The organism is Alistipes sp. HGB5, assembly GCF_000183485.2.
Taxonomy (GTDB): domain Bacteria; phylum Bacteroidota; class Bacteroidia; order Bacteroidales; family Rikenellaceae; genus Alistipes; species Alistipes finegoldii.
Map to the genome: position 1 here is coordinate 1 of NZ_AENZ01000071.1, position 18,715 is coordinate 18,715.

General features: G+C 57.6%; 11 protein-coding genes. 4 read left to right on the plus strand and 7 right to left on the minus strand.

Annotated features, from left to right (window positions below; all coding sequences use genetic code 11):
* Positions 1-1,282 (plus strand): transketolase-like TK C-terminal-containing protein (locus HMPREF9720_RS12185; protein ID WP_009598710.1); only part of this gene is annotated, 1,282 nt, incomplete at its 5' end.
* Between the two features lie 559 nt (positions 1,283-1,841).
* Here HMPREF9720_RS12185 and HMPREF9720_RS12190 read toward each other — a convergent pair.
* Positions 1,842-3,071: a site-specific integrase gene (locus tag HMPREF9720_RS12190; protein WP_009598717.1), complete on the minus strand. Its 1,230-nt coding sequence runs from the start codon at positions 3,069-3,071 to the stop codon at positions 1,842-1,844.
* A 490-nt stretch (positions 3,072-3,561) separates the two neighbouring features.
* On the opposite strand from HMPREF9720_RS12190, the gene HMPREF9720_RS12195 reads away from it, so the two are divergent.
* The 3 genes from HMPREF9720_RS12195 to HMPREF9720_RS12205 all read left to right on the plus strand — a co-directional run bounded on the left by HMPREF9720_RS12195 (position 3,562) and on the right by HMPREF9720_RS12205 (position 7,732).
* A complete protein-coding gene (locus HMPREF9720_RS12195) occupies positions 3,562-3,927 on the plus strand; it encodes a BlaI/MecI/CopY family transcriptional regulator (protein WP_009598699.1) in 366 nt (121 codons plus the stop codon).
* A gap of 2 nt (positions 3,928-3,929) precedes the next feature.
* Positions 3,930-5,912, plus strand: a complete 1,983-nt coding sequence (locus HMPREF9720_RS12200; protein WP_009598705.1) for a M56 family metallopeptidase — start codon at positions 3,930-3,932, stop codon at positions 5,910-5,912.
* Positions 5,913-6,304: 392 nt separating this feature from the next.
* Positions 6,305-7,732 carry a WG repeat-containing protein gene (locus tag HMPREF9720_RS12205; RefSeq protein WP_039940640.1) on the plus strand — a complete coding sequence of 476 codons (1,428 nt, stop codon included), beginning with the start codon at positions 6,305-6,307 and terminating at the stop codon, positions 7,730-7,732.
* Positions 7,733-7,785: 53 nt separating this feature from the next.
* Here the strand turns inward: HMPREF9720_RS12205 and HMPREF9720_RS12210 are convergent, their stop codons facing one another.
* The 6 genes from HMPREF9720_RS12210 to HMPREF9720_RS12235 all read right to left on the minus strand — a co-directional run bounded on the left by HMPREF9720_RS12210 (position 7,786) and on the right by HMPREF9720_RS12235 (position 18,648).
* On the minus strand, positions 7,786-9,642 hold the full coding sequence (locus HMPREF9720_RS12210; protein ID WP_039940642.1) for a hypothetical protein: 1,857 nt from the start codon (positions 9,640-9,642) through the stop codon (positions 7,786-7,788).
* Between the two features lie 207 nt (positions 9,643-9,849).
* Entirely contained in the window at positions 9,850-10,230 is a 381-nt protein-coding gene (locus HMPREF9720_RS12215) for a TraR/DksA family transcriptional regulator (RefSeq protein ID WP_009598700.1), read from the minus strand.
* 174 nt (positions 10,231-10,404) lie between these two features.
* Positions 10,405-13,806 (minus strand): isoleucine--tRNA ligase, encoded by a 3,402-nt coding sequence (gene ileS / locus HMPREF9720_RS12220; protein WP_009598689.1) that lies wholly within the window; start codon positions 13,804-13,806, stop codon positions 10,405-10,407.
* A 159-nt stretch (positions 13,807-13,965) separates the two neighbouring features.
* Positions 13,966-16,233 carry a PAS domain-containing sensor histidine kinase gene (locus HMPREF9720_RS12225; RefSeq protein ID WP_039940645.1) on the minus strand — a complete coding sequence of 756 codons (2,268 nt, stop codon included), beginning with the start codon at positions 16,231-16,233 and terminating at the stop codon, positions 13,966-13,968.
* A gap of 13 nt (positions 16,234-16,246) precedes the next feature.
* Positions 16,247-16,804, minus strand: coding sequence for a sugar O-acetyltransferase (locus HMPREF9720_RS12230; RefSeq protein ID WP_009598704.1), 558 nt, complete (start codon positions 16,802-16,804; stop codon positions 16,247-16,249).
* A 14-nt stretch (positions 16,805-16,818) separates the two neighbouring features.
* Positions 16,819-18,648 (minus strand): ABC transporter ATP-binding protein, encoded by a 1,830-nt coding sequence (locus HMPREF9720_RS12235; RefSeq protein WP_009598706.1) that lies wholly within the window; start codon positions 18,646-18,648, stop codon positions 16,819-16,821.
* Between the last annotated feature and the right edge of the window lie 67 nt (positions 18,649-18,715).

The window sequence follows — 18,715 nt, forward strand, 5'->3', positions numbered from 1 at the left end:
TCCTTCCGGCGAGAGCTTCGAGGACAAGGTTTCGACCCACGGGCAGCCGCTTACGGCCGCCGGTGCCGACTTCGCCGCTACGGTGAAGAATTTGGGCGGGGATCCGAACGATCCGTTCGCCGTTTTCTCCGAGAGTCGCGAAGCGTTCTCCGAGCGCCGCGAAGCGTTGCGCGCATGGGCCTCGCGTCAGGCCGAGGTCGAGAAGACGTGGCGCGCCGAACACGGCGATCTCGCCCGCAAACTGGATATGTTCCTTTCGGGGCGCGTGCCCGAAATCGACTACAAGTCGATCGAGGTGAAGGCCGGTGTGGCGACGCGCGCGGCATCGGCTGCCGTGCTGGGCGTCTTCGCCGAAAAGATCGAGAACATGATCGTGGCTTCTGCGGACCTTTCGAACTCGGACAAGACGGACGGCTTCCTCAAGAAGACCAAGGCCTTCACGAAGGGCGACTTCAGCGGTAAATTCTTTCAGGCGGGAGTCTCGGAGCTGACGATGGCCTGCGTGGCCAACGGCATGGCGCTGCACGGGGGTGTGATTCCTGCGTGCGGCACGTTCTTCGTCTTCTCGGACTACATGAAACCGGCAGTGCGTCTCTCGGCGCTGATGCGCCTGCATGTGATCTATATCTGGACGCACGACTCGTTCCGCGTTGGCGAGGACGGTCCTACGCATCAGCCGATCGAGCATGAAGCCCAGATCCGCCTGATGGAACACCTCCGAAACCACCACGACGAACGTTCGATGGTCGTGCTGCGCCCGGCCGACGGCGATGAAACCGTCATGGCGTGGAAGCTGGCCGTCGAGGAGCAGCGTCCCGTTGCGCTGGTGTTGTCGCGTCAGAACATCAAGAGCCTTCCGGCGCTGGGGGCAAGCCGCCGCGAGGAGGCCTCTCAGGTCGCCAAGGGCGGTTACGTGGTGCTTGATTCGGCCAAGCCCGAAGTTGTGATGGTCGCCACCGGCTCGGAGGTCTCGACGCTCGTGGAGGGTGCCAGCCTGCTTGCCGCCGAGGGTATCGCCGTACGTGTGGTGAACGTACCGAGCGAGGGTCTTTTCCGCGACCAGCCCCGTTCGTATCAGGAGAGCGTGCTTCCGGTGGGCGTGGTGCGCTACGGCCTGACGTCGGGACTTCCTGTGAACCTGATGGGTCTTGTGGGCGAGAAAGGTATGATCCACGGTCTGGATCACTTCGGCTATTCGGCTCCCTATACGGTTCTCGACGAGAAGTTCGGTTACAACGGCAAGACCGTAGCCGAAGAGGTCAAGAAGCTGCTCGGAAAGTAGTCGGGACGTTTGGACTCTTCGGCAACGGATATTAACTTGTCGAATGGAATAGTTAATGGCTGCCTGTTTATCAATATATCCTGAAGATCTGCCGAAAGGTTATAAGTTGTACCTAATCGCAATTAGTGGAGCCGCGTATCGCGTAAGTGATACGCGGCTTTTGTTAATTTAGAAATCGTATAGACGAGCAAATGTTTTTAACACACATGAAACTTCTGAATATGGAGCAAGAGATCAAAAAAGTTCTACAACTTTAGATATTTGGATAAACCTTATACTTCATTAGATAATAATCAGAATCAATTTGCAGCAATAAACTTACACTCAGATAGACAAATTGTTACATGCGTCTTTATATCGGGTCATCTTAAATAACCGAATCGCAATGTTTCCGCATGCAAACCTGCTTTTACGAATTTGCGCGCCATATTACAGTCCTTTGTGTTAATACGATTGTATGTCGGTATTGCATAAGTTAAATTATACGTAAATTCAATTACAATCCTTCTTATTTCGAGTTTCTGAATTTTCTGTATCGGCTGCGGGCGATTCGCTCGGCTTACTGCGCGACCTTGAAGATACTGTCGAGTTTCTCGCTCAACGCCGCCATATCCCGGCCGATCTTGTCATTGGTGATTTGGGCGTAGATTTGGGTCGTGGTGATCCGTTTATGTCCCAGCATTTTGCTGACCGTTTCCAAAGGTACGCCCTGTGCAAGCGTAACCGTCGTGGCAAAGGTATGCCGGGCCATGTGCATTGTCGGATTGAACGATAATCCTGCGAGTCTGGCAACATGCCGCAAGGACATGTTCATCGTCTTATAGTAGCGTTTGATCGGAAAGACCTTATTACCTTCCAGATGCAGATTTTTATAACGGTCATAGATTATTTCGGCTATAGGAAGGAGTTTAACACGGAACTGTGTACCCGTCTTTTGCCGCTTGTCGATGATCCAATGATTCCTGTTGTAGTCCGTATGGATGTCCGCATGGGTAAGTTTCACCACGTCTGCATGGCTCAGACCCGTAAAGGCGCAGAAAACGAAGACATCCCGGTTAATGCCCGTACGGTAGTTGGGAAGTTCGACGTCCATCACGGCCTGCAGTTCCGAAGCGGACAAATAGCGCCGTTCGGCGTATTTAGGCCTGACATGGAATCCTGCAAAAGGATCGACGAGAATCCACCCGTTCTTATACGCCGTATAGGTCATCAGACGCAGTTTCTTGACCCCGGCACTGATCGTTCCGGAAGCAAGACCTTTTACCGTGGAGAGGTAAACGACGAACTTTTCGATAAAATTCCGATTCAACTCTTTGAAAGGAATGTCCTTGACGTGGTATTCGTATTCGAGGAAAGCGGCAAGACGTCTGCGACGCAGACAGTAATCCTCGTAGGTGGAATAAGCGCGGTCTTTGCCCACACGCTTGCGGAACTCCGCAAGATATTCGTCGAAGGTCTGTAACAGCAGGCGGCAATCATCGCCCATACCGAGGAAGGCGTTGCGGACCTTTTCGGCCGTAACGTATGAGTCCCGGTCGCAGAGACGCTGGTACTGTTTGCCGATATTGGTCTTGATATTCTCCAGCTTCTCGTTGATGCGCTGCGATTCGAGACTTTTGCCAGAGGCTTTGTTGGCTTTGGCATCCCAGAGAGAGGAACGAACGGAGAGTTTGCAGCTGAACTGCGACATTGTACCGTTGATCGTAATACGACCCATGACGGGAACCTGACCGTGTTTTTCCGACTGCCTTTTTACGTAGAAAAGGACTTTGAAAGTGCTGCGTTGCATGATAACTTGAACTTTGTGGATGGGTTAAACGTTAAGTCAAGTTATTTGTTATGCGGAAATTCGATGCAACGAACTGAAAACGACTGCCTTAAATGCAAATCAAAGCATTTCGGGCAGGTAACGGATAAGTAACAAAACTCATCGTTAAACCTGCCCGATTTTGCAATTGTATCACTCCGAGTACATGTAGAAGAGAGAATTTAATAACTGTAAACAAAATATTTACTCTTTTCTGCACTTTCTCTTACCTACAAAACTCCGGCCTGTAAGGCCGGGGTTTTTTGTTCCAGCTCCCGGCGGGGCGGAGTTACCGGGTCGTCGGGTGTTGTTTGCGGCGAATTTAGGGGTTGAATTTCTGTTTGTCAGATGTAAACTATATTTTTTAGTTTAAAAACTATGTAAAATAGTTGCATGTGAATTTTTTTTAGTTACCTTTGCTGTCGGACACCGGGACTTACTCTTTTTCCCGGTCTTAAAAACAACCGACGCTATGGAAAAACTGACACGCAGGGAAGAGGAACTGATGCGCTGTTTCTGGGAACACGGCCCGCTGTTCGTGCGGGAACTGGTCGCGCTGGCCGCCGAGCCTAAACCCCATTTCAATACGCTCTCGACGATGGTCCGCGCCCTCGAAGCCAAGGGCTATGTCGGTCACAAGACCTTCGGAAGCACCTATCAGTATTATCCGGTGGTGACCGAAGAGGAGTTTTCCCGCCGCACGCTTGGCGGTGTCATCAGCAAGTATTTCGAGAATTCCTATCTTGGGGCGGTTTCCGCGCTGGTCGAGGAGGAGAAGATTTCGGTCGAGGACCTTCGAGAGCTGATCGACCGCATCGAAAATCAAAACCGCCGGTAGCCATGTACGCCCTGATGATCTACAGCCTGAAGGTCGGCGCCTGTCTGGCGGTGTTTTACCTCTTTTTCAAACTGCTGCTGAGCCGCGAGACCTTCCACCGCCTGAACCGTATCGTGGTGCTGGCGGCTATGGTGTTGTCGTTTATACTGCCGTTCTGTGTCATTACGATCTACCGTGAGCTGCCTGCCGCACCGGAGATGCCGGCTGCGGAGCAGCTCTTCGAGGCGTCAGCCGAACCGCAGCCCGAACCGTTTCCGTGGGATAAGGCCGCTGCCCTTGTTTTTCTGACCGGAGCGGGGGCGACGCTGCTCTGGACGTTCGGATCGGTTTTCGGCGTGATCCGCATGATCCGCCGGGGGCGTCGTGAACGGCTGGCCGACGGAACGGTGCTGGTGCGTATTGGCCGTTCGGTGACGCCTTTCAGCTGGTGTCGTTATATCGTGCTGTCAGAGAAGGATTTGGCCGAAAACGGCGACGCGATCGTCCTGCACGAAAAGGCCCATCTGCGTTTGCGCCATTCGGTCGATCTGCTGCTCACCGATCTCGCGGGCTGCCTCCAGTGGTTCAACCCCGCGATGTGGCTGCTTCGCCGCGAACTGCGGGCCATTCACGAATACGAAGCCGACGAGGCCGTCCTCGACAGCGGCGTCGATGCGAAACATTATCAACTATTATTAATAAGGAAAGCTGCCGGCGGGAGGTGGTACTCAGTCGCCAACAGCTTTAATCACAGTAAACTTAAAAACCGTATTACCATGATGTTACGTAAAAGATCGTCGCGGTGGGCCGTAGCCAGAGTGCTTTTCGTGCTGCCGCTTGCGGGACTCGCCCTCGGAGCGTTCGCCCGCACCGCCTATGTTTTTCCTGATGACAAAGGTAAAAAAGAAAATGTTACGATTCTCATTCGGAACGCAAAAATCGACCCTTCGGACGGAAAATCCGGCAATCCGCTGATTCTGGTGGACGGCCGCGAAGTGAAATCGATCGATTCGCTGTCGCCCGACCGGATCGCTTCGGTCTCGGTGCTCAAGGATTCCGCGTCGAAAGCTTCGTACGGCGAAAAGGGCCGGGACGGCGTGATTATCGTCACGACGAAGGAGGGCGGTGCCGACCCGCAGATGCAGACGTTCACGTACGGCGGCAACAGCAGTTCGACTGCCCTCGTGGTGCGCGGAGCCGGGACAGAGCCTGATTCCCTTGCGGGGAGAGTGCGTACGATGACCTACAGGATCGACGGCAGGCGCGACTCGCTCGGCGGAGACATGGTCTGGAAAATAAACGGGCGGGACGTCGATGCCGGCGACTTGGAAGAGTTGTCCGGAAACGTCCGGTCGATCCGCATTACCAAGGACGCTGCCGTGCAGGGGGAAGACTCCGCTGCTGCGGAGGGGATGATGCGCATTATGACCGGACAGACGATGCAGGCTGCGGACGCCGGCCTGAAAGCCGCCGAAGCGGGGATGCAGGCCGCCCGTGCCGGGCTGGATGCGGCACGCCGGTATATGTCGGCCGAGGAGTGGAAGCGGGCGCAGAAACAGCTCGAAATGGCGCAGAAGCAGCTGGACGAAGCCCGCGCGCAGGCAAAGTCGGAAATCTCCTTCTCCGAGGCGATCGCAGTCGATATGCAGGACTCCTCCGCCGATACTGCTGACGGCGGGGCGGTCGTCGCGGGTGCGGTCGGCGGGACGGCGTCGGAAACGCCGTCTTATTGGCGCGTTACGACCGGCGAAGGCACGACGCGCGTGGATCATTCGAAAACGGAGTCCGGCAAAACGGTCTTTACGGGCCGCGTCACGCTGCACAATCCTTCGGAGATACCGGATAACTACGTGATTTTCATTAACGGCGAGCAAGCGTCCAAAGCGGACGTGCTTCGGCTTGCACCCCAGAAAATCAAGCGTATGGAGGTGTTGCGGGGCAAGGAGGCCGCCAAGGAATACGGTGCCGGCAGCGAGGGCGTAATCAAGATTACGACGCGCAGATAGCCGCAGGTAACCGCAGACAGCCGGAGGGGGACGGATTGCCGGGTTGAGACGATAAAATCCGTTGCCGTCCGGTTGTATACGACGAAAACCAACCGCCATAAGCATAAAAAGTTCGCGCCCGGAACGGTTTTGCCGTTCCGGGTTTTTTCGGCGTGCGGGCAATGCAGGCCCGAAACTTGCGGAAATCGCCCGTGACAAGTTGTCCTTGCCTGCGTAAATTCCGGTTGGCGGCAGTCTCGGCGGGCGTCGGCGCGGTGAATTTTCAGCCCGGCCGCCGTCGGTTTTGCCGGGACGACGCCTTCCCTGCGGAGAACCGTTCCGGGCGAAACCGAAAAATTTGGTTCTGCGCCCGGCTTGCGCTATCTTTGCATGGGAAACACAAAACAGAAGCTATGAAACGCCTGCTATTTTTTCTTACAGTCGTAACGCTCGTCTCGTGCGGCCAGTCGTTCGAAAAACGTACGGCCAAATATGCCGAAGTGGGGGAGATGAGCGACAACCGCGCGGCCGTGCTCGATATCAACGAGGGCGTAGGCCGCTGGGGCTATGTCGATGGAACGGGGCGGCTGGCGATCGAATGCCGCTATGCCGACGCCCGCCGATTTGCCGACGGACTGGCCGCGGTGCAGGTCCCCGAAGGAGCTTGGGGATATATCGACACCGTGGGACGGCTCGTGATCGCTCCGCAGTTCGTGCTTGCCGAACCGTTTGAGGACGGCATGGCGTGGGTGCAGGCCGCGGGCGAGCTTTGGGGCCGCGTCGATAAGTCGGGGAAGATGGTTATTCCCTGCCTGTACTCCGAAATCGGCGAGCCGGACGAGCGGGGCTGGATGCGTGTGCTGCGCGACGGCAAGTGGGGCTATCTGCGCGAAAACGGCGAAGTGGTCGTGCCGTGCGACTACAACCTGATCGGCGAGCCTAACGCATACGGGCTGATTCCCGTGACGAGCGGCGGCAAGCACGGCTTCTTGGACGCCGACGGCCGCGAAGTGCTTCCCTGCTTCTTCACCTACATTTCCGATTTCAAGGACGGCTATGCCCGGACCAACTACGGAGGCAGCATGATGCTGCGCGACGAGCCTTACGGCGGGCAGTGGGGACTGATCGATACGCTGGGCCGCGAGACGATTCCGTGCCGGTACTACTACCTCGATACGCCGGGCGAAGGACTTGCGGCCTTTATGCTCGAACAGTTCGGCAATTTCGGCTATGTGGACGTAAAGGGCAATGTGGCGATTTCGCCCCGTTTCGCCGTGGCGAAGCCCTTTTCGGGCGGTGTCGCCGTGGTGAGCTACAACAATGTCAATTACGGACTGGTGGACCGCAACGGCAATGAAGTCAGCTCGTTCCGCTATAAACGCATCGGGGAGTTCCATGACGGTCTGGCGCCGTTCAATACCAACCTTTACGGCATGAATTTTCAGGGGATGGAGCCGCGCTGCGGGTATATCGACACCGAAGGGCGCGAAGTGCTCCCCGCCAAGTGGGACGATGCCGGCGAGTTCAGCGAGATGCGCGCCCCGGTGATGCGTTTCGGCGTAAATTCCGAGGATTTCTACGACGCCCGCTGGGGCTATATCGCCACGAACGGCCAGCTCGTCGTACCCTTCAAATACCACGAGGCATATCCTTTCAGCTGCGGTCTGGCCCGCGTTTTCGTCAAGGGGCTGGGGTACGGCTATATCAACCGCAAGGGCGAAGAGGTCGTTCCCTGCAAGTATCAGGAAGCCGAAGATTTCCACGACTTTACGGCGAAAGTGAAACAGTACGACCGGGTGATGACGATCGACGACAAGGGGCAGATCGTCGAAGGGCAATAAAAAAACGGAGGTCCGAGACCTCCGTTTTTTTGTTGGCTGTCCGGTCCGCCGACTTATTTGAATCCCACGATTTCGGGCCGTGTCGGACGGTAACGGTATTGTTCGATGCGGGTCTGGTTCGATACGCGGACATATTCGCTCTCGACCAGTCCGCGTTTGCCGAAGGCGAGTCCCAGACGTATCTGTATCGTGTTGAAAATCAGCCTTTCGTTCTTGATGCGCACGCCGAAGCCGAACGAAGTGAAGAAGTCGTTCTTGAAGATGTTGGGGGAATAGCCGATCAGTCCGAAGTCGGCGAATCCGAACAGGGCGATACGGAAGCCGAGGGGCTGGTAGGGGGTGAAAAATACGGTCTCCGTGTTGAGGATCATGCGGTTGGTGCCGGTGACATGCTCTTTGAGCGCCTGCAGTCCGTTTATGCGGGTCATGCGGATTATTTCGTCGCTGCCCGTGCCGCGGTTCCATCCCTGCGTATAGTTGAAGGCCAGAAACTGGCGGATGCGGCTGCGTTTGAACATGAAAAGGTTCGAGAACCACTTCAGGTCCACGTCCACCGCACTATGGCGCCACATGCCGGTTGCAAGGTCGATATAGCTGCCCAGCGTGAAACTCCCCATGACGTAGCCCACCGAGCGGAATCCGCCGGTCGTATAGGTCATGCCCAGATACATTTCGTCGTTGAATTCGCCCCACGAGTATCCGCCGACCAGCTCGGCCTTGTAACCCGTCGCAAGGTACTCCCTTGTGCCGAATCCGTAGATCATGTTGGCCGAATAGAACTTCTCGCGGTAGAGACCGGCCCCGAAGAGCATGGCGTCGTAGTCGTGCAGCGCGGGGTTGTGGTTGGGGGCTACCAGCGGCCGCCGGCTGAAACGGGCGTAGCTGTAGCGTCCCGTGAAATATATGCTCGAATTGATGGAGCGGATATAGCGCGACTTGCCGCCCCATGCGTCCAGATTGCGGACCTTGATGAGCAGCGAAGTGTCGAGGTCGATCATGTAGCGCTTCGACTTGACATCGCTGTACGTAAGGCCGATTTCATAGTCCGTCGGACGTATGAACTCCTTGCGCAGCCCCATGTTCAGCTCCGAGTTGTAGAAGTCGCGTCCGGCCGAAAAATCCGCCGTGTAGAAACTTCCCAGAACGTTGGGGATTTCGTATTCGACGATGTTGCCGCCGTATGAGAAGTCTTTGCGGCTGAAGTTGGTATTGAACTTCAGGGTGTTGCCCCAGCCGAAAATGTTGGCGTCCGACAGTCCGACCATCGTGCGGCCCTCGCCGTGGATGGCGCCGTCGACGCTGATCGTCCAGCTGTCACGGGTGCATATGACCATATTGACGCGTGTCGAATCCAGCGAATCGGGCATCAGGGTGATATCGACGTCGGAGATGTAGGGGCGCGAGCGGAGCAGCTGCTTGTTGCGCACGATCAGCTGCGGGTCGATCTTGTCGCCCGGCTTGAAGAGCAGGTCGCGGCGGATGACCCGGTCGCGCGTCAGCATGTGTATCTTGTTGCCCGTGCGTTCGAGCCAGTTGCCGTCGGAGTCGAAGGGATGCTGACGCTCGATGGTGATGTCGCCCACGGTTTTTCCCGCATAGGGTTCCAGCAGGCGGCTTTCGTCCACTACGCGGCCGCTGAATGTGGTGTCCAGCACGGGCTTTACGAAAAGCATTCTGTAGAGCATGCGCGGCACGGCGCGGCGGTTAGTCTTGGACTGGATGCTGTCATATAGCCTTTGATTGCGCTCGGAGGTGGCGGTGTTCAGGCTGTCGGGCTTGAATCCGTCGGGCGAGTTTATGTTGGGCGAAGTTATTTCGGGACCGCGCATGCCGGGACCGGCCGTTCGGGCGAAACAAACGCTCACTGCCGCGAGGACGGTTAGTACGAGTATGCAGATCCGGCGATACATGTCATCAAAGATAACGTAATTTTTCGGCAAAACGTATAAAAAAGCGGCTCCCCGAAACAGGAAAAGACGGCCGTGACGGTCGTCTTTTCCTCAATATACACTCTCTGCGGATGTTATCTCCGGGCATGTCCTGCGATTTTTCCGCCTTCCGGAATCGTACCGGGGCCGTGACGCCGCGTCGGAGTCCGTCTGCGCGCCCTTCCGGTTCTACCTGCGTCCCTCCTTGGCCTCGATACACTCGGTGGCGTGGGGCACTTTCATCAGGCGCTCCTTGGGAATGAGCTTGCCCGTGGTTTTACAGATGCCGTAAGTCTTATTCTCGATACGCACGAGCGCCATTTCCAGATTGCGTATGAACTTCATCTGGTGCGCCGCCAAGCGTCCGCTCTCCTCTTTCGAGAGAGTCGCTGCGCCCTCTTCGAGGACCTTGAACGTCGGCGAGGTATCTTCCGTGTCGTTGTCTGCCGTGTGGGTGATAGTGGCGCGCAGCAGCTCGTAGTCCGCACGCGCGTTCTCCAGCTTCTTCAGGATAAGCTGCTTGAACTCTTCGAGTTCGGCGTCGCTGTATCTCGTTCTTTCGTCTGCCATAGTCGTCTTCTCCTTAATTAGGTTTTATGTAAAATTAACTATTTTTTTCGTAAATACCAAATTTTACATCTCATTATACGATTCCGTCCGGACATACCCGCGCATCGTGCTCAGCATGAAACACTTGCCGTTCCAAATTCACCGAAAAAGGGATTCGGAGACGTTCCGGACGGGCTAAATCCGCGTTACGGCGATCCGTACCGGCTCGTCATCGACATCCGAATCGACGATCACTCCGCCCGCAGGTTGTGCCGCGGTCTTGACCTCGACGGCCAGCGTCTGCGATGCGATGTAACCGGCGTATTTGGTGACGGCGTCGGCCACAAGCTCCTTCTGCTCGATCTCGACCCGGATCTTGTCCGTCACTTCGAATCCCGAATCCTTGCGGATATTCTGGATGCGGTTTATCAACTCGCGTGCCACGCCTTCCGCGCGCAGCTCCTCCGTTACGGTGATGTCGAGCGCCACGGTCAGCTTGCCTTCCGACGCCACGAGCCAGCCCGGCATGTCCTCCGAGGTGATCTCGAAATCGGCGGGGGTTACGGCGATCTTCTCGGCGCCGAGGTCGAGAATCGTCTCCGGAGCGGCTTCGATTTCGGCGATCCGCTCCTGCGTGAACTCCGCGGTCATGGCGGCGATCTGCTTCATGTATTTGCCGTAGCGCGGTCCCAGCGTCTTGAAGTTGGGCTTGATGCGCTTGGTGATGATGCCCGCCGTGTTCTCGATCAGCTCGATCTCCTTGACGTTCACCTCGTTCATGATGAGCGTCTTCACGGCGGCGATATGCTGCGTCATTGCCGGGTCGAGCACCGGAATCAGTATTTTGGTCAGCGGCTGGCGCACCTTGATCGAGACTTTGCGGCGCAGGGCCAGCACCATCGACGATACGCGCTGGGCCAGCGACATCATCTCTTCCAGATCGGCGTCGATCAGCTTCCCGTCGGCCTTCGGGAAGGTCGAGAGGTGTACCGATTCGTCCGTATGGCGGCCGCTTACGGCGTTCAGGTCGCAGAAAATGCGGTCCGAGATGAACGGTGCGAACGGCGCCGCGAGCATCGAAACGGTCTCCAGACAGGTGTAAAGCGTCTGATAGGCCGCCAGTTTGTCCTCGTTCATGCCGCCGCCCCAGAAACGCTTGCGGTTGAGGCGTACGTACCAGTTGGAGAGGTTTTCGCCCACGAACTCCTGAATGGCGCGCGCCGCAGGCGTCGGGTCGTAATCTTCGAGCGAACGCGTCACGTCCCTGACCAGCGTGTTGAGCAGCGAGATGATCCAGCGGTCGATCTCCGGACGCTTCTCCACGGGAACCTCCGGCTCCCGGCCCGTAAATCCGTCCACGTTGGCGTAGAGGGCGAAGAACGAATAGGTATTGTAGAGCGTTCCGAAGAACTTGCGGCGCACTTCGTCCACGCCGTCCCTATCGAATTTGAGGTTGTCCCACGGCTGCGAGTTGGAGATCATGTACCAGCGCGTGGCGTCGGCTCCGTAGGTGGCCAGCACCTCGAACGGATCGACGCCGTTGCCCAGGCGCTTGGACATCTTGTTGCCGTTCTTGTCGAGCACAAGACCGTTCGAAATGATGTTCTTGAAAGCCACCGAGTCGAACAGCATCGAGGCGATGGCGTGCAGCGTGAAGAACCAGCCGCGCGTCTGGTCCACGCCTTCGGCGATGAAGTCGGCCGGATAGACCGTCTTGAAATGCTCGCCGCCGTTCTCGAACGGGTAGTGCAGCTGCGCATAGGGCATGGCTCCCGAATCGAACCACACGTCGATCAAGTCGCTTTCGCGCTTCATCGGCTCGCCCTTCGACGAGACCAGCACGATGCCGTCCACATAGGGGCGGTGCAGGTCGATATTTTTGGTCGAATAGTTCTCCGCCGACATGTCGCCGACCTTGAAATTTTTGTAGGGATTCTCCTTCATGAAGCCTGCGGCGACCGACTTTTCGATTTCGCCCGTCAGCTCTTCGATCGAGCCGATGCACTTCAGCTCCGAGTAGTCCTCCGTCGCCCATACCGGCAGCGGGGTTCCCCAGAAGCGCGAACGCGAAAGGTTCCAGTCCACCAATCCTTCGAGCCACTTGCCGAAACGGCCCGTGCCGGTCGATTCGGGCTTCCAGCGGATCGTCTTGTTCAGTTCGATCATCCGCTCGCGCAGGGCCGTGGTGCGGATGAACCACGAGTCGAGCGGGTAGTAGAGCACCGGTTTGTCCGTACGCCAGCAGTGGGGGTAGGAGTGGGTGTGCTTCTCGATCTTGAAGGCCTTGTTTTCGGCTTTGAGCATCACCGCGATGTCGATGTCGAGCGTCGTCTCGGCATCGCAGGCGATATTCGGATCGTATGCGTTTTTCACATAACGGCCCGCATACTCCCTGTATTTTGCGGCGTCGACATTATTTTTCACGAATTCGGGATCGAGCTCCTCCAGCAGAAAGAATTTGCCCTGCCTGTCTACCATCGGCTGATTTTTGCCGGCCTTGTCCACCATGAACAGCGGCGCAATGCCTGCGGCGCGGCCTACGCGGTCGTCGTCGGCACCGAACGTCGGCGCGATATGCACGATGCCCGTACCGTCCGAAGTGGTCACGTAGTCGCCGACGATCACGCGGAACGCGTCGCCCATCGGCTTTACCCACGGGATGAGCTGCTCGTAGCGGATGCCTTCCAGTTCGGGACCCTGCCAGCTTTCGCCCGTAATCTCATAGGTTCCCTCCATTTTCTTGGTGAAGTATGCGGGCACGAGCTCTTTGGCGAGGATGACCGTCTGCGGACGGTCGGTATAGGGGTTGCGGCATTTGACCTTGACGTATTCGATCGCGGGACCTACGGCCAGCGCCGTGTTCGAGGGCAGGGTCCACGGCGTGGTAGTCCAAGCCAAGAAATAGAGCGGTCCCTCGACGCCGGCGAAAAGCTTCTCGCTCTTCTGGTCGCGGATGACTTCGAACTGCGCCGTGCAGGTCGTGTCCTTGACGTCGCGGTAGCAGCCGGGCTGGTTCAGCTCGTGGGTCGAGAGACCCGTTCCCGCCGCCGGCGAGTAGGGCTGGATGGTGTAGCCCTTGTAGAGCAGCCCCTTGTCGAAGAGCTGCTTGAGGAGCCACCACAGCGTCTCGATGTATTTGTTGTCGTAGGTGATGTAGGGATCGTCCATGTTGACCCAGTAGCCCATCTTGCGGGTCAGGTCCTCCCACATGCCCGTAAACTCCATGACGGCTTCGCGGCAGGTGCGGTTGTATTCTTCGATGGTGATCTTTTTGCCGATGTCCTCCTTGGTGATGCCGAGCTTCTTCTCGACGCCCAGTTCGACCGGAAGTCCGTGCGTATCCCAGCCCGCCTTGCGGTGCACGAGGTAGCCCTGCTGCGTTTTGTAGCGGCAGAAAACGTCCTTGATCGTACGGGCCATGACGTGGTGGATGCCCGGCGTGCCGTTGGCCGACGGGGGGCCTTCGTAAAATACGAACGCGGGGTGTCCTTCGCGCGTGGTGATGCTTTTATGGAATGTATCGCGGGCGTCCCACTCGCCGAGCACGTCGGCGGCCGTCTGCGCCAGATCGAGACCTTTATACTCTTTGAACTTCATGGTGTATGTGTTTTGTTTTCGTTCGGATCCTGCACCCGGAGCAAAGCCGGAACTGCCGGAAACGTCATTCGTTTTCCGACAACTCGCAAAGATATAAAAAAGATTTGAAAATCTGCAAAATTCCGCCGATTAGGCCGCCGCCGCAAAAACGGCGTGGGCTTATTCCGCGATCGGCATTTCGACCCGGAAGCAGGAACCTTCGCCGACGGCGGAATCGACGCCGATTTGTGCGCCCATCTGCTCCGCGATGCTCTTGCAGATCGAAAGTCCGAGTCCGGTGCCCTGCGTGAAGGTGTCCACCTTGTAAAACCGTTCGAAGATTTTGTCCAGCTCTTCGGCCGGAATGCCGATGCCCGTGTCGCGGACATAGAGACTCAGCCGGTCCCGTTTGCGTTCGAATCCCACCGTGACGAATCCTTTTGGTGTGAATTTCAGTGCGTTGCGGATGAAGTTGGCCAATATCTGCATCAGCCCCTGCCTGTATTGGCAGACGGTGCAGGAGGGCAGTCCCTTTTCGACGTCCAGCACGACTTCCTCCGGAGTCTGCAGGCGGAACGTTTCGACGGCTTCGCGGCAGAGCGTCCGCAGGTCGAACCGGGTCCTGACCAGATCGGCATGCCCCGATTCGATGCGCGAGAGGTCCAGTACGTCGGATATGATCTGCAGCAGCAGTCCGTTGTTGAGCGACACGATGTCGTTGTACTCTTTGCGCACTTCGGGGTCCTCCTCGGTGGTCAGCAGCTGCGAAAAGCCTACGATGGCGTTGAGCGGCGTGCGGATTTCGTGGCTCATGTTGGCGAGGAACGCCGTCTTGAGCTTGTTGGACTCCTCGGCCCGCTCCTTGGCGGCGATCAGCTCCTGCTCGGTCTGTTTGAGCGCCGTGATGTCGTAATTGATTCCCAGCATGTCGATCACCTGCTCCTGCGGCCGGTATTCGCGGCAGATGAGGTGGCTTTTGATCCATGTCGTCCGGCCGTCGTCGTGCAGGACGCGGCAGGAGACCGATGCCGACTGTATCTCCCCGGACTCGAACTGCGCCAGCCGGTTCAGCAGCACCGTGCGGTCGTCGGGGTGGATATGACGGTATTTGCCGATGACGTCGCCGATGGCGGCCGTGTCGGCTTCGCCGTAGTTGCGCAGCCAGACGCTCTGCGCATAACCCTCTTTGTTGCAGAGGTTGTAGTTGATGTATCCCACCTGCGCGTATTCGGAGATAAGGCGGAACAGCGCTTCGAATTCCGTGAGCCGGTCCTGCGTCTGGCGGAGTTCCGTGTTGTCGATGTTGATGAGCAGGTAGTGGGTGATTTCGCCCGTGTCGTTGTAGAGACACCGGATGCGGGCCGTCCAGTCGATGTAGCCGCTCCGGCTGGTGTCGTAATAGCTTCGGGCTTTCGAAAAATCGTAGCGTGTGGTGAAGTCCGTACCCCGGCCTTCGCGGATGCAGTCCTTGATCTCGGCCGAGAAGTTGGGGTTGTCGAAAATGCTGAGTCCCCGGATGCCTGCCGGATCGGTTACGCCGAACATTTCCAGATCGCGGGCGTTGATGTCCACCAGATGCCCTGTGCGGTCGTATATCTCGATGCCGATCGGGGCGTTCTGAATGACGTTGCGCAGCAGTTTCTCCTTTTCGTCGAGCGCCTGATGCGCCGTGACGACGTCCGTGATGTCGAGGATCAGGATCACGATCTCCGTCGCGTCGTTGGGGGTGTTGTAGAGGAAGCTGCGGCAGTAGCGGCCGGTTTTGGAGGCATGCCACTGGTCCATCTTGTAATCCCCCAGCCTGATGGCCGCCAGCTCGTCGATGTGCCGGTCTACGGGGATGTCTATTTCGCGGGCGGTCTTGTCGAGGTAATCAGCGGCGTCTACGCCCAGAATCTGCTGCGCCGTCTGGTTGACCGAGAGGAAAAGGTAGTCGGTCGCCTGGCCGTCGTCGTCGTAGAGCAGCCGGATGCGGAAGTAGCCGATCGGCAGGTGGTCGAGCAGCTCGTCCATGTGTTTGTTCTCCTTCAGCACCGCGTAATAGTTGCTTTCGAGCGTGAGGACGTCCGCCTCTTTCCGGCCGGCGACCGGAACGCGCTGGAGGTAGCCGAAGAGTTTGATGCCCTGCTGCGGGTCCGATTGTTTGCGGACGAGCTGCGTATGGATCCATATTTCGCCTTCCGGCAGTACGACGGGGAACGTTTCGTCGAAATGGTTTCCGACCTTGAGCGACAGGAATTCGTTGTGTATCCGTGTCCGGTAATCTTCGCGCGTCAGCGGCATCAGTTCCCCGACTGCGGCCCGGTTGCTGCCGAGTCCCAGCAGATCGACGATGTAGTCGGAGAAGAACAGTTCGCCCGTGCGGAAATCCGCCTTCCACCACCCCATTTGGGCCGCGTCGAGCAGCTGCATCAACGATTGAAGATCGGGAGCGCCGGAGGTAAACATAACGGAGTCGCAGTTAAGTGTGTGAAATCGTGCGGGTTACGCGGGTCGGATTGCCGGCGGCAACCGAATCCGCGGGAATGTCGCGCGTAACTACCGAACCCGCTCCAATTATCGCGCCGTTGCCGATCCGGACGCCCGGACAGACGATGACGCCGCCGCCCAGCCAGCAGTTGTCGCCGATGGTGATCGGTTTGCCGGCTTCGCGGCCTGTCGCACGCAGGTCGGGGTCCAGCGGGTGGTGCGGGGTGAGCAGCTGTACCTTGGGGCCTATCAGCGTATTGCGTCCGATACGGATCGGAGCCAGATCGAGGAAGACGCAGTCGAAATTGACGAAAGAGCCTTCGCCGATATGGATGTTGTAGCCGTAATCGCAGTAAAAGGGCGCGCGGATGAATCCGGCTGCATTGGGACAGAGCTCGCGCAGAGCGGCGCGGTATGCTGCGTCGTGGCCGGGACATTCGACGTTGAGCCGGTGCATCAGCAGCGTGGCGCGGTCGCGGTCGGCCGTCAGCTCCTCGTCGCGCGGGTCGAACCATTCGCCCGCCAGCATCTTCTCTTTCTCGCTTTTCATACGAGCGGGATATTTTATTCGAACGACTGCAGTTCGATCAGTTTGGCGTAGATTCCTCCGCGGGCCATCAGTTCGGCGTGCGTGCCCTGTTCGGCGATGCGTCCGTGATCGACGACGATGATCTTGTCGGCGTTGTGGATCGTGCTCAGACGGTGTGCGATGACTACCGAAGTACGGCCCTCCAGCAACTTGTTGAGGGCGTCCTGCACGAGTTTTTCGCTCTCGGTGTCGAGGGCCGAAGTCGCCTCGTCGAGAATCAGGATGTCGGGGTTTTTCAATACGGCGCGGGCGATGGAGAGACGCTGCCGCTGGCCGCCCGAAAGTTTCACGCCGCGGTCGCCGATATTGGTCCGATAGCCTTCGGGCGCTTCGGTGATGAAGCAGTCGGCATTGGCGATTCGGGCCGCTTCGACGATCTCCTCGTGCGAAGCTCCGGCCTTGCCCATGGCGATGTTGCCTTCGATGGTGTCGTTGAAAAGCACGGTGTCCTGCGATACGACGCTCATGTGTGCGCGCAGGCTCTCCTGCGTGTAGTCGCGGATCGAAACGCCGTCGATGAGGATGTCGCCCGCCGTAACGTCGTAGAAACGCGGAACAAGCTCGCTGAGCGTCGATTTGCCGCCTCCCGACGGTCCCACGAGCGCCACGGTCTCCCCGCGTTTGATGTCGAACGAAATGCCGTCGATCACCTCGCGGCTGCCGTCGTAGGAGAAGTGTATGTCGCGGAATTCGATCTTGTCTTTCAGGCCGTTCAGCTCCAGCGCGCCGGGCTTGTCCTGAATTTCGCTCTGGGCGTCGATGATCGAGAAGATGCGCTCTCCGGCCGCGATGCCCTGATTGATGTTGGCGAACTGGTCGATGAAGGTGCGCACGGGGCGCGTGATCTGCGAGAACATGGCGACGAAGGCGATGAAGCCTTCGGGGCTGAGCGACCCCTTGAATACGAGCGAACCGCCGAATACGAGGATGACGCCCACGGCCGAGATGCCGAGGAATTCGCTCATCGGCGAAGCCAGCTGCTGGCGGCGCGCCATCGAGAGGGTCAGCCGGGCCAGATCGGCGTTCAGGTCGTAGAACTTCTGCTTGATATAATCCACGGCGTTGTAGCTCTTGATGACCTTGATGCCCGAAAGGGACTCGTCGAGCGTCGATACCAGCTCGCCCATGCGCTGCTGGCTCGTGCGGGCCGGGTGGCGCAGGCGTTTGACGATGCTGCCGATGATGAGGGCCACCACGGGCAGAAACAGCACCGAGAAGAGGGCCAGCTCCCACGATATGGCGACCATCATCACCGTGTAGCCGATGATGAGGAACGGCTCGCGGAAAGCCACCTGCAGGGTGTTGGTGATGCAGAACTGCACCACGCCGACGTCGGAGGTGATTTTCGAAATGATGTCGCCCTTGCGCTGGTCGCTGAAAAAGCCGACGTGCATGTCCACCACCTTCGAGAACATCTCGTTGCGCATGCGCTGCAGGGTGCGGGTGCGCATGTTCTCCACCGTCCAAGAGCCCAGATAGCGGAACAGGTTGCTCAGCAGGCTCACGAAAATGGTCACCACGGCGAGCATGAGCAGTACGTTTTCGGGGTTGTATTCGTTGAACAGATGCGAGTAGGTGTAGTTGAACAAGGCTGTCAGGTATTCCTGATTGAAGGCCAGCGGGGGAAGTTTCTCCACATATACGAACGTGTAGTCGGCGTCGAACATCGTCTTGAGGATCGGCATGATCAGCAGGAACGTGAGCGAGTTGAACAGCGCGTAGAGCAGCGAGTAGAAGAAATAGGGAATTGCGTATTTCTGGATGGGTCGGGCGAAACCCAAGAGCCTCATGTATATTTTAAGCATTACGGGCGGATTATTTGCAGGTTATGTGATAATCGGGACAAAGATAGGAATAATAATGATAAAATCG